The following is a 13,403-nucleotide window of genomic DNA, read 5'->3' as shown; positions in this document are numbered from 1 at the left end:
AACGCTCCCTTATCTTGCTAATACAGTACGCTCTAACTCTATACCACCCAAAATAAATAGCTCCAATAACAATTAATATTCCTCCTTCTAAGCTTTGATAAATAAGAAGTATAGAACAAATTTAACCTTAGTAATTAAAAAACTTATAATTAATGTTTCATAGATATATGAATGTAAACCATAAAAACTGGTTTGAATAAGTATGACTCCCCAGGAGTCGAGGTCATCGTCACAAATTGGCGTTAAAAGACTCCTTAGTGAGAATTTTAGTTGTACTTTCTTCAATTCTAATCCTCAAGTCTGGGATTCCTCGTTTAAGAAACATGAAAAACTAGTAGGAGAAGTTATGGAATTATTTGAGAAATCGTTGAAAAAACCTAAATGTATCACTGAATATCCTCTTACCCTTGACGATACTATTAAGGGTAAAGCCGACATTGTATGTGAAGATGCAGATGGATACGTCTACATAGTTGAAGTTAAATCAACACAAATTCACCGAGTTAGATTTCAAGACTTACTTCAGCTCATGCTATATGTATATATGTATTCTATGAACAAAGGAGTACCACTTGATCGTATTAAGGCATATCTGGTTTATAGATATGTAAATATAAGAGAACTTAAAGTATCGCCATATATTATCCATATAACTGGTGATATCAAGAGAACATTACTTAATATTGTTCAATACATTGCAGACAGACAGAAAACCGTTTCTAGTGGAATCAACAAGACTGGAAATAGAAGTTTGTACATAGTAACCGATTTATGCAAGATATGCATCAATAACAATTGTCCGTTTAAAGCTTCCTAGGTGATGTTATGAGTGATAGGAGGAGGGATGCTGTAGAAGATATAATTAATATTTATCATGAAATTCTATTGAATGAAATAGCTATTATGAGGTTTAATACAATAGTCGAGGAAGGAGTAAATATCGGTGATTCCATAGCATATTACCATAATATGCACCCATTACAAAGCAGCGTTAAACCTAATACTAGTAGAGGATTAGACTATATAGTCCTAGCATATGCCGTATTTAATGGTGTTAGAAGAATCGTTTGTGGATACAATATATTGAAGCCTATAGATCCAGAACCCAAATGTGATGTAAATGAAATCAGGAGTAAAATCCAAGAGATTTTGAGAGAGTTAAGTAAGACACCCATTGAAAACAATTATAGTTTAGAACAACTTATAGCAAAATTAGTTATTGTAATGATAAATCATGGTCTACTTTTCATCGTTCCTAAATGGTCTCAAGACAATCTAAGTATCATTACTACCATGGAAAAGACGTCTATGTCTAAACAATCCAAACACGTCATAGAAGTAGGGAGCTTCCAAGACTTCCACTCTCTTATAATAATGGAAAAATTGGAGAGGTTCTTTGGAGTATACGGTATAGAACTCTCTAGACTTATCAATGCTTTGCCGTGGAGTTTTTTAAAGAACTTGAATTAAAAGAGGTTAGCCTAGAAGATTTTAGTTTTGTCGAGAATACATATTTTAAGACGCTGCATGGGATGCTCTATCGCTATGCAAGCACGGCATCATCATTACCATTTAATCCAGCAACTCTGGAATCCAATATACTTCCATTCATGTTAGAACCACCACTACCAAAAAGTTACTTGGCGATGTTGTCTAAAAATACACAAAGTAATCTAAGAGTTTTAACACTACAAAGTAAAGAACTCCAAGACACTATAAAAGAGTGTATTGTTAAAACCGCTCATAAACTCGGTGTGTATGACAATACTAAGATTAACGAAGTTGTAGATATTGTTTTTAAGATTTTAAGCGAGCTGCAGAATAACTATAAATACCTCACTTATTACCAATACACCTATCTACTAGAAATGTTTAAGGCGTGGAAGGATGATCGTGACACGTTAACTATAATATCTTCTCCTACAGGTAGTGGTAAAACACTGATATTTCTTTTCTATGTATTGATAAAAGTATTAGTAAATAAGCTACTGGGTTCAAAACTTAAAGCAATAATAATTTATCCGCGAAAAGCACTAGCGAGAGACCAGCTCGAAAGAATTATTGAAGCTTGCTACATTGTCAATAGAGTTCTCATAGAAAAAGGTGTTGGTCTACAACTTGTCGTTGGTATTAGAGATGGAGATAGCCTCAATATTGATTCATCAAAGCTAAAGCCTCAGAAATTCAAGAGTCTTCGAGAAATATTTGTTAAAAAAGAGGGTAAACAATACAAGCTATACCATGGTATTGACGAGTATAGAAACTACAGAGTATTTCTAGCCGATGAGAAATATGAAAATATATATGTCGAGGAAGTAACATGGCTAAAAGATATGAAAAAATCTGGAGATGAATGGAGTTATTTAGCAGAGTATGATATAGTTATAACAAATCACTCAATACTTCATAAACTTTCTAATTCAGCTCTGCTCAATCCTCAGACCTTTATCAACATTGTAAGTAGCATGGGTATTATTGTAATTGATGAGGCTCACGTATATGCCAGGGAAGACCTCGAAATTCTAGCAACATCGCTTCTAAAACTATTTTATACAAGGGCACGGCTGCGTAAGAACTCTGAACCTACTTCGCCCGTTGATTTAGTATCTGGACTCGACATTATAATGTCTAGTGCTACACTAACAGATCAGCAAATCATTAGTAAGAATAATGCAAAGATATTTACAGGTAATATAATAGGTTTCTTTAAATTAAAAACTACATGTATAGACAAACATTCACCATCATCTACACTATCGGAATTCTTAGCAAGCATTCTTTCGGAGAAAATACTAGATGTCTATAGATCCCAGGGTAAATTGGTATATCTAGATTATGATTGCGCAGTAAACGATGACTTGGGTATAAGGAAGGATGATACGGGTCAAATCATATGGCGTTATCCCTATCGAGTTAAAACAGGTCTTGTTATAATTCCATATCCACATAGAAAGTCCTGGACAACACTATTGGAGGTTCTAATTACGTTAATGCATTGGCTGAATAGTGCTAGAACACGACTTGAAAAATTCCATAATGGTTTCTCGAAAATTTCATCCCTCGTATTCGTTGATAGTAGAGCTACTCTAAAAGACCTATATGAGATAATCATTAAAAGATTTATACTCGAAGCACAGGATCATGTTGATAGAGTTCTATTTACGGGAGACTACCGTTATGATCAATACGCAGAAATAAGGGAGGGTAAACGTGTCGAGAGAGAACGAGCATTAAAACAAATAGTTGAATTCATCAACAAGTTAACAGAGCGAAATAGAATCCCTGCTTATCAATTAATTTATGGTGAAACAGATATAACAGAGGAGACTAGGATTTTAGGAGATTTCAATGTAGTTCCATTATATGTTACATTAAAAGACATAGTTTTACTCAGAAAAACTACCGTTGAAAACTATGTTAACCTCCTTGATAAGGTTTTAAAGAATCTTTCACATAAGGATAATATCATAAACTTTATTAAAAGTTCAAACGAGTTTGCCAGGCAGATCCGAACTACTCATTTAACTAACCCCGTTTTCACTAGAATACTAATAATGGTTAAATAAGAATATATTATAGAAAACAATCATCAGAGGATTCAAACTCTGAAATTAATAACCATTAAGACAAAAATAAAGACCTTTAGTACTTCAATTATCAATACTAGTATTTAGGGTATTTCAATACAGATGTAGTTATTGAAACTCAAAATAAAAGGATAATATCTGTTGGAGAAAAGACCGTAGACATTCATACAGTGAAACAAAAGGTATTTAGAAAAACCCACCATTGTGAATATGGTTGATCTACTAGTGTAATTCACGTATTCGATTTAGAGCAGAAATATACATTACCATTTATGTTTAAATGGAATATGAGAAAGTGGTTTTACCACTGGATTATACTTTTCTTGGTCGTAGAATAAATCTTTTTTCCATACGTCTTTTTTCAATTATTTCTATGTTCATGGTTTCTAGGGGGTTTTGGAATCTCAGTATTTTGGGGGTTCTGGTTTTAATATCGTAGACTATGTATAGCCAGTACCTGTCTTTTTCTCTCTCTGCTACTTTATACTCGTTTTCAGTTAGTTCTGCGTGTACTTGTGTACTACTATGGCCTTTTACCTCTATAATTCTTATTTCGCCTGTATTAGGATCAATGCTTTCAATATCATATGGCATGTATTCTGGCATACGGCGGGGTATACGGCCCTCTTCTCTCTCAACCTTCATTACTATCTCAACTGCTATTTCCTCAACTTTTCTCTTGATGTCCTCGGGCGGTTCCTCTAATCTCTTTTCATATTCTGCTGCCACTTCTAGTATTTCTCTAGCTTTTTCAATTTCACCTAGAATTGGGATATTAGCAATTGATTGAGTAAAAATTATTGCTCCGAGGTATTCAGACTTCTCGCTGTATTGAGTTGTATCTCTGGGTTCCCAGTTGTCGTGTTTTCTCGCAAAGCCCCGGTTTTCGGTATGAGTGATATACGTGATTAACTCGTAAACAGCTTCTCTAACAATAGTATTTATAACGTTTGTTTTAGCCTTTAACATGAGGTATTGCAGATCTCGCGTGTTATATGTTTTTGCAACACCTAGAATATGGTTTGGCGATAAGGCTCTAATGATTATATATTGCACTGGCGAATATAGGGATAATGTCTCTATTGTTTCTAGCTGGTTTAGAAAGCGATCTTAGACAATTCACCGAAAACATGAAGAGTGTTGGTATTGTAGCACTTGGAGGAGTTGTAGGAGCAGTAGCTACTAGTTTACTCGTATTTACATTGATTGGTAGGAGTTTCAATGAGAGCTTGGCAATGGGGATTATACTATCTGCTACATCGATTTCTATTACAGTAAAGACATTTGAAGAACTAGGTGCCCTCAATACTCTAGAAGCACAGCTCGTAATTGGAGCAGCAGTAGTAGACGACGTAATTGGTTTAGCACTGTTGAGTCTCCTACACGGTTTCACAGTGAAATCTACAGATGTAATACACGTAGTTGTAATACCAATACTAGCATTTGTAGCATGGTTTGGAACAGCATATCTAGCAAACATGTTGACTCCTAGACTATTCAGTATGGTTTCAAGATTGGGACATGAAGCAAGCGTGGTGTCAATAGCCTTCGCACTACTACTACTCTTCGCATACATGGGTTCTACAATGGGTTTAAGCCCAATACTCCTAGCCTACGCTCTTGGATTGGGAATAGCGGGCTCTGGATACTTCGCCCAGAGAATAAGGGAGTCTAAGTGGATTATATCTTCAATATTTACACCACTATTCTTCATATACGCTGGATCTAGACTAGAAATAGGAGAACTCTCGAGAGAGCTCCCAGCAGAGCTAACTACCATAATACTAGTTGTAGCTGTAGCACTGACTTCAAAGGTTATTGGATGCTACGTGGCCTCTAGAGCAATAGGTTTAGATAATATAAGGTCTTTGATTATAGGAGTAGGCATGGTCCCCAGAGCAGAAGTCGTACTTACAGCAGCTACACTAAGTCTTGGAATAGGAGCTATAAAACAAGACATGTTTGCAGGTACACTATTAAGCATCCCAATAACCCAGATTCTAACACCCATAGTGATAAAATCACTCTACACCAGAATAACTCCACCCTCACAAATCCAGACATTCCCAACCCCATTCCCCATACAGAAACCCATACAAACACCCAGTAGAGCTAAACAATCTCCTCCATCAAAACCCTGACTCACTCTACAAGTGATGTAAAAGTACTACTCCTCCAACAATTACTCGACTACACTCTATATCTTGATTATACCCTACAATACAATCAAACCATTGGAAACTATGTTGTAGCCTGAAACATGGAAAAGTGAACGCCGTTTTGAAACAGTATTGATGAGTAAGTATATTTATTGCTAGGTTGACTAGTAGTGGTAGGAATAGTGTCGAACATGTTATTAGAGAGAGTGTAAACACCAGTAGAATTACTCTTAATAGAAATAACAAGTTGAATCAATGTATTCAACCCTATAGAAATATACCTCAAGAACCGCTGTGATCAAAACAACAAGCTCTCAGAGAGTTATCTTTAGGGATTTACAACACCCCGCTCTTAATCTCTGGAATGCTTTAATGGAGTCTACGTTAAATCGTAGCAAGGAGTTATTTCATCTTCATAGTTCTTTAATATCTCTTTTCTAACACTACTTACAAGCTCCTTTCCACTCAACTCGCGTAGTTTACCCAGTACCCACATGAGTTTAACGATAGTAGCTTCCTTACTCATATCACAGGCAGGTATAACCCCGCTTTCTAGGAGTTTTAAGCCAACTTCGTATTTTCTAAGGTCAACTCCTCCATATATTGGTTGAGAGGTTATTACTACTGGTAACCTATCGGATATCTCTGAGAGCTTTACGATCAACCATTCTGGAAGTCCTCCCAGCCCAAATGATTCAATTATAATACCTCGTACTCCAGCTGATAGAATAGACTCTACTATGCTAGCCTTAATCCCTGGAAACGCCTTCACCACCACTATAGAATCATCGAAAGAGGTTTCAAGCTTTAGAGATCCTTCTACTCGTCTTGATGGTATATGATTTACAATTACATTCTCGCCCTGTATGTAGGCTATATAGGGGTAATTTACTGAAGCAAACGCGTCTAAATCTATGGAGCTCACCTTGCTGGCTCTGACCCCTAATATAGCTTTACCATGAAATACTACGTAAACCCCAGAGAGGTTGAGTTTAAATGCCTCTCTAGAGAATATTAGTGAGTCCCATAGATTTCTAGGGACATCCGAGTCTATATCATCTGAGATTTTCATAGATCCCGTCAGTACAACCGGCTTATCAAGTCCTCTAAGTGAGAATGCCAGAGCAGCTGTGTAGGACATAGTATCGGTACCGTGGAGTATTAGGAAAACATCATAACTCCAGTAATTCTCGAATATCGTACTAGCTATTCTAACCCAGTCCTCTGGATACATTAGCGAACTATCAACCCTCATTAAATCTAGAAAGTCTACCTTGAGATTCCCAGGGAGCTTACCTCTAAGTGCTTTTCTAAAAATTTCCTCGACACTCATTCCCGGAGCTATTCCTCTACTGGTTTTAACGCTTGCTATTGTACCTCCAACACCTACTACTAGAATTCTCACGGGTTCATTCAAGTTCTATCACCTTGATGGGGTCTACATATCTATTCCTAAGCACATTCATGACCTCCTCATAGTTAGCTATTATTTCCTCTATACATATTAGAGCTATCTTAGCAAGAGTGTCAGCGTCTTCTCTAGTAGCATATGGTATACCAACTTGGTTCATATAGTCTTCACCTACTACAATAGAAACTACCACGCCAGTCCCTGGTACTAATCCTGCTGAGCCTACTACTTCGGCTAGATCTTCGCTCATAAAGAAGACGCCTCCGAGGTCCTCGCAGACTATCTCGGCTAGTTTTGAAGCAGCCAGCACTTTATCCATGGATTTCTTAGAATTGCTTAAAGTAGAAGCAAGCACGTGGATCTTAGAGACTATTTCAGCTTTAGGTTTCCCAATGGAGTTAAAATACCGTGGAAAGGCGCCATCTAACTCTATGTAATTCACTCCAAGTCTGGATAGCACTCTCGAGACAGCTCTAGCTACGACTACGTTATCATAGTCTTTATTGTATCTCAAGAGAATGGCAGAGCCGTGAACTCTACTAGCTAGGTTTGGTATGAAAGCCTTACTTTCAAGGATGATTGATGGAACTGTAATACTACCAAGTGTCTCCATAACCTGGCGCTTAGGTCCTACCGGTATATTTCCCTCGAGGTCTTCTATAGGCCCTATACCACTACCTGAGCCGTTTACCGTTATAACTACTGAGAGAGAGGCTTCGGGAAGTTCAATATTAAGACCTCCAATAACACCGCTTTCATTGCCTATTTGACTGAAAATAAAATTCTCTACCTTTTTTGTAACGGTATTAAGAGCTGCTACGGAGAGAGCATACTCCACTGATGTAGGGACTTCATCACATCCTCCTCGTACTTTACCAAAGAGTTTAAGGGTTGCGAGATGAGGTAGTGTTGCATCCGCGCCTTCAAGATTCTTTAGAATCTCTATTTCAAATATATTAAGGCCTCTTCTAGGAGTAGCACAACCTATTCCTCCATCAACTGTTTCGACGCAGATTTTTCTAGGGGTTTCTATGTAGACTCTTCTAATAGTTGTATCAAAATCGTAGAATTTACGTAGTAAAGCTAATGCAGAAGAAAATCCTAGGGAGTCGTCTTGGATGAAGCCGCTATGACTGTATGTATGACCTACTCCTATATGTCCAGCTACTAAGACCTTACGCAAGAAACCACCTCTAAACACTAAAAAAGAAAAAAGCATTGTTTTACCTAGATTTAAACTTCTGCTCGTCGAAGTCTTTTAGTACTAGCTTACTCACTACTAGAACTCCTAGCGGGTCTCCAGTTACGTTTAACATGGTATTCGGCATGTCTATTAAGGTGTATACACCGGCAATCCAACCAACTGGCTCCATTGGAAGACCTAAGATCGACATAGTCATAGCAGCTATCATTATACCACCACCTGGTATGCCAGCACAGGCTGCTGAACCTAGTACACCCATTAATAGAGCAAGAAGTGTTTCAAGACCTCCGAGAGATACACCGTACATTTGAGACACCCATACAGCATAAATAGGCATTTCAGCGGCAACTGCTTGCATGTTAATTGTTGCTGCTATTGGTAGTATGAGGTTTGCTACATCGGCTGGTACACCAAGTTCTCTGGTAACCCTCATAGTAACTGGTAGTGTAGCTGAACTACTACATGTAGTAAAAGCTGTTATCATAGCTGGATACATCTTCCTCCAGAACTGGAGTGGGTTGAGTCTGAGTACTACAGCTAGTATTATTGGATGATACACGAAGAGGATTATAGCATAGCTAATCCACTGTGTTGCGATCATGGCACCTACTGCAGTAAGCCCCATAGTCCCAACAGTAGCTACTAAGTTAGCCATTAGAGCAAATACACCTATTGGAGCATACCACAATATGAGGTCTATTATCTTATAAACCACTGCTAGAACAGCTGAAATAAACTTTACGAGAAAGTCTCTAGTCTCCGGGGAGACTTTACCTGTTAAAGCTATTCCAAAGCCTGTTAGAATAGACATAACTATTATTTGAAGAGCGTTTAACTCTAAGAATGGCTGAATGGGGTTTCTAGGTATGAGCCCTAATATAACGTCAATAGGCGAAGCAGGCTTTGGAGCCGTCCAGCCTTCAGGTGGAGGTAGTTGAAGACCCACACCGGGTTTAAGTATTGTAGCCATAACATAGCCGGTAACAGCTGCTATAATCCCCATTATAAACCAGTAGGCAAAGAAGCCACCGAAAGTCTTGCCAAGCCTAGTATATTCTTTAACTGTTGCAATAGCCCAAGCTATTGAGAAGAAGATTAAGGGGCCCACAATAAAATTCAGTAGGTAGATGAAGATATCGCCCAGGAACTTTATACCGGTAATAGGCTGGCCCAGTACTAGTCCGGCAATTACACCTAGTAGTGTTGCAACAAGCATTAGTAGAGGTCTTCTTCCTGGCCTTAGGACGAGCTCAAATGCTTCCGCTTCTCTAGAACCTCTACTAGAGGCCATTACAGACACCAACAAAATTTTTCTTCTACGCTGAATTTTATAAATTTTACTGGAATTTCTTAGATAGGTTTTTATCAACCTGAGAATCAAGGGCGTCTGCAGAGTCATCTAAAAACCATATTTCACTACACGAGATAAAATTATTTACTATTGTTAGATCTCTGTAATACCTGGACTACTCGTAATGGATTTGTAATGGTGCATTATCTTGAAGATCATTGTTGTTTTTCCTCGTGGTTCTATAGTTACCTCTAATATTGTAGTGTTAAAATACAATATCTCCTACTAAGTTATCATAATCTCCATGTATCCCACATAATTTTCCTCCCACTTCTAGAAACCTTTATAATCTCTCCCCTTTACAATTAATTTAGTAGGGGTGATATGCATTACAATAGAGGAATTACTAGAGTTTATAGCCTATGAAATAATATGGAATCCCTACATGCCATTCCTCTTCTTTGGTGCTGGAGCAATCATAACTATTTTAATGGGCTTCTTCCAGTTTAGACATTTTGGCTATATAGTTAAAAACACAATTGGTAAAATTTCTGAAGCTAGAAAGGGTAAGGGCCCAGGAATAGTCTCGCAGTTTGCAGCGTGGGCTACAGCTACTGGTGCTACAATAGGTATGGGCAATATAGCTGGTGTTGCAAGCGCTATAGCTCTAGGCGGACCAGGTGCAGTATTCTGGATGTGGATGGCTGCCCTATTTGGAATGGCTATTAAAATGGCCGAAATAATCTTGGGTATTAAATATAGAGAGGTATTACCGGATGGAAGAGCCTATGGTGGGCCACCATACTATATAAAGAAAGGGCTTGGTGAAGAACGAGGATGGCCAGCGTGGGCTTGGAAAACCCTGGCTTTTCTGTTCACTATAACATTCTGTAGTACAGCAATAGTGTCTATGGCTAATTACACTATAATGGAAGGAGCTATGACGTGTTTCAACTTGACAAAAGAACAAGCAATTATAGTAGGTTTTATTTACGCGTTACTCGTAGCTCTAATATGTATCGGCTTTATACCTAGAGTGGCAAGAGTTGCCGAGTTTCTGATACCCCTCATGGTCATTATCTATATTGGTGGAGGACTTGGAGTTATCATAGCTAATTATGATAAAATACCTCGAGCAATAGCTGATATATTTACTTATGCTTTTACCCCACTAGCCCCCATAGGAGGATTTGCTGGTGCAACTATTGCTAAAGCTATACAAGTAGGTGTAGCGAGAGCTGTATATAGCAATGAAGCTGGATGGGGCTCAGCACCACACATACACGCTACAGCAAAAGTAGAGTATCCAATGCAACAAGCAATATGGGGTGCTATGGAGGTTTTTGTAGATACAATAATAGTTTGTACTATAACAGCTCTCATTGTTACAACAACACGTGTATGGGAAACCGGGTATGGAGGAGTAACAGCTGTCTTAACAGCGTTTAGATCTGTGTATGGTCCAATCGCTCCAATCATCCTATACATAACTCTATTTATATTTGTACTAACTACAAGTATAGGATGGTATACATACTACGAGGTAGAAGCCAGGTTCTGGCTTGAGAATAAGCCGAAAGCTAGAGACATAGTAATTAGATTCTTCCAGGTAGGAAGCCCCTTCATAATATGGATTGTATGTGCTCTAGGTATCTATGCTGGCATAGTCCCAGCAGTCTTCTGGATCATAGGCGATATAACATCTGGAATACCCGTATATATAAACTTAATAGTACTCCTACTTCTATCACCAGTAATCTATAGAGAAGTAAAAGAGTTTAGAGAAAAAATCCTCAAGACTGGTAAATGAAGTCAGCGGAGAGTATTCTTCATTGAAACTAATTTTATTTTCATCCATTTCTTAGTTTTTAGAACAGATAATTCTATCCTGGATTATACATATTGCGTATTGTGAATGAGGATTTGTGGTTTTGATATGTGGGTTGAAAGAATGTATAAGATATTTAAAAAAGTTTTGTGTACTACTTCCATTTGAGTAGTTTTGCTAGGGTTTCTTCGGGTTGTGTTGGTTTTGTAATTAGACTTACTACTATCATTACTATTAGTGAAACTAGTGCTCCCCATACATAGATCATTTCATATATTTCTACTGGTATATAGCCCATTATACCCATTAATGACGCTATAAAGCCCGCTATCATACCAGCCAATGCTCCTTCTTTTGATGCTCGTTTCCATAGGAGGCCTAGTACAAAGGGTATGAAGACACCAGAGGTGTAGAGGTCGTAGGAGTATATGAGTAGCTCGATTATTCCTCTAACAGTCAACGCGGTTATTAATGAGAATACACCGACTACAATTGTAACTAGTATAGAGAGTTTTAGCATTTGTCTATCAGTGATTTTCGGGTTTAACTTGTAGCAGAAGTCTCTAACAATGTGTGATGTAGCTGCAAGTAGAAGAGAGTCTGCTGTTGACATTATAGCTGCAAGTACTGCTGCTATAAACAATGCTCCAAAAACTGGTCCAAGCACTACTAGAATTAAATGGGGTACTGCCACTCTTGGTGATGCAATAACTTTTTCTGGTTCTGGTGAAAATGCTAGTGTAGCCATACCAGCTATTGGTGGTATAAACGAGACTATTACGAGGAGTATTCCCGAGAGAAGCGAGGCCTTTACAGCTGTCTTCTCGTCTTTTGTTGCAAATAACCTCTGGTAGAAGTCTTGTCCTATCAATGTATACATAACAGTAGCGGCAACTGTGAGAACTATAATAGAAGTTCCCGGTGAAAACACATTAAAGTATTCACTGGGTGGACTACTAATTACCCCACTATTATATAGTTCTCCGAGTTTACTCTCTATACCAGTGAAACCACCTATATTAACCAATGCAAGTCCGGTAGCTATTATAACACCCAGAGTACCCAGGATTAACTGGACAAAGTCTGTTAGTGTAACTGCCCATAGACCTGAAATAGCTGTATATGCTATAAAGATCACTGTAGCGAGAATTGAACCCCAAAGTCCAGGAAGCCCCATTGATTCAAATATAGCTCCAGCAGCCCACACCTGTGCACCCGTTATACCTATTAACGCTAAGAGCGATAGTAGAGCAGATAGTGTTTGAACACTGCTACTACGATACCTTAAATACATTATTTCGGGAACAGTATATAGTGAAAGAGCCCTCGAGAGCTTTGCAAAAGTAATACCTAGTAATGCCAATCCCAAACCACAAGCTGCACCATACCAGAAGCCACCCAGACCATATTTTACACCCCACGATGCACCACCAAGAACAAATCCACCACCATAGTGAGTAGCAGCAAGCGTGGCAGCAGCTAGTAGTACTCCAAGTCTTCTACCAGCGAGAAGATAGTCATCTGATGACTTAATGAATTTCTTAGCCCACACTCCTATACCAAGCATAGCTAGGAGGTAGATTACAACGGCAATCCACAAAATTAACTCCATAGACACCCCAATATAAATTCGTCACTTATATTTAAATAAATTAACTTCAAGTATAATTCTAGATCTTACACATCAATAAAGATACTAACTTCGATTGTCATAGAGAAATTAATGTAATACTTCTAGCTCTCACCGATATATACAATAATGGTTTCCAAAGTAAACAATTTTATCCCGTGTAGAAAAATATGGTATTTAGAAGACCCTGCAGACGCCCTCGATTCTCGGGGGAGCGTGAAGCAGGGTAACCGCGGGGTTTTCCACATTTTTACTCCACAGTAAATCCTGGTTTAAACCAGGATCTTCTAGTC

10 protein-coding genes are annotated in these 13,403 nt (G+C 38.2%); 5 read left to right on the top strand and 5 right to left on the bottom strand.

Features of this window, described 5'->3' with window-relative positions; translation table 11 throughout:
• Positions 1 to 202 precede the first annotated feature (202 nt).
• From ACZ5YP_RS00365 to ACZ5YP_RS00355, 3 genes are all read left to right on the top strand, one after another.
• The gene (locus ACZ5YP_RS00365; protein ID WP_464835269.1) at positions 203 to 817 is read left to right on the top strand and encodes a PD-(D/E)XK nuclease family protein; all 615 of its coding nucleotides are present in this window, start codon (positions 203 to 205) and stop codon (positions 815 to 817) included.
• A gap of 8 nt (positions 818 to 825) precedes the next feature.
• Positions 826 to 1,470, top strand: a complete 645-nt coding sequence (locus ACZ5YP_RS00360; protein ID WP_464835267.1) for a hypothetical protein — start codon at positions 826 to 828, stop codon at positions 1,468 to 1,470.
• 176 nt (positions 1,471 to 1,646) lie between these two features.
• On the top strand, positions 1,647 to 3,566 hold the full coding sequence (locus ACZ5YP_RS00355) for a DEAD/DEAH box helicase (RefSeq protein WP_464835985.1): 1,920 nt from the start codon (positions 1,647 to 1,649) through the stop codon (positions 3,564 to 3,566).
• A 333-nt stretch (positions 3,567 to 3,899) separates the two neighbouring features.
• Here ACZ5YP_RS00355 and ACZ5YP_RS00350 read toward each other — a convergent pair whose 3' ends face one another.
• Positions 3,900 to 4,643, bottom strand: coding sequence for a protein NO VEIN domain-containing protein (locus ACZ5YP_RS00350; RefSeq protein ID WP_464835265.1), 744 nt, complete (start codon positions 4,641 to 4,643; stop codon positions 3,900 to 3,902).
• Positions 4,644 to 4,660: 17 nt separating this feature from the next.
• Between ACZ5YP_RS00350 and ACZ5YP_RS00345 the strand changes: the two genes are divergently transcribed.
• Positions 4,661 to 5,728 (top strand): cation:proton antiporter, encoded by a 1,068-nt coding sequence (locus tag ACZ5YP_RS00345; RefSeq protein ID WP_464835263.1) that lies wholly within the window; start codon positions 4,661 to 4,663, stop codon positions 5,726 to 5,728.
• Between the two features lie 397 nt (positions 5,729 to 6,125).
• On the opposite strand, the gene ACZ5YP_RS00340 is transcribed toward ACZ5YP_RS00345, so the two are convergent.
• Genes ACZ5YP_RS00340 through ACZ5YP_RS00330 form a run of 3 tightly spaced genes read right to left on the bottom strand, consistent with a single transcriptional unit; the run spans position 6,126 to position 9,652 of the window.
• Complete coding sequence (locus tag ACZ5YP_RS00340) at positions 6,126 to 7,163, bottom strand: asparaginase (RefSeq protein WP_464835261.1); 1,038 nt, start codon at positions 7,161 to 7,163, stop codon at positions 6,126 to 6,128.
• The gene (locus ACZ5YP_RS00335) at positions 7,156 to 8,340 is read right to left on the bottom strand and encodes a hypothetical protein (protein ID WP_464835259.1); all 1,185 of its coding nucleotides are present in this window, start codon (positions 8,338 to 8,340) and stop codon (positions 7,156 to 7,158) included. Before ACZ5YP_RS00335 ends, ACZ5YP_RS00340 begins: the two co-directional genes overlap by 8 nt.
• A gap of 40 nt (positions 8,341 to 8,380) precedes the next feature.
• Positions 8,381 to 9,652: a dicarboxylate/amino acid:cation symporter gene (locus ACZ5YP_RS00330; protein WP_464835257.1), complete on the bottom strand. Its 1,272-nt coding sequence runs from the start codon at positions 9,650 to 9,652 to the stop codon at positions 8,381 to 8,383.
• Positions 9,653 to 10,031: 379 nt separating this feature from the next.
• On the opposite strand from ACZ5YP_RS00330, the gene ACZ5YP_RS00325 reads away from it, so the two are divergent.
• A complete protein-coding gene (locus ACZ5YP_RS00325; RefSeq protein WP_464835255.1) occupies positions 10,032 to 11,462 on the top strand; it encodes an alanine/glycine:cation symporter family protein in 1,431 nt (476 codons plus the stop codon).
• Between the two features lie 172 nt (positions 11,463 to 11,634).
• Here ACZ5YP_RS00325 and ACZ5YP_RS00320 read toward each other — a convergent pair whose 3' ends face one another.
• Positions 11,635 to 13,092, bottom strand: coding sequence for a sodium:solute symporter family protein (locus tag ACZ5YP_RS00320; RefSeq protein WP_464835253.1), 1,458 nt, complete (start codon positions 13,090 to 13,092; stop codon positions 11,635 to 11,637).
• Positions 13,093 to 13,403 lie beyond the last annotated feature (311 nt).

The sequence above is a fragment of the Sulfophobococcus zilligii genome (assembly GCF_055398255.1).
Note: the sequence above shows the minus strand (reverse complement) of the source record. Positions and strands in the feature narration are given on the sequence as shown.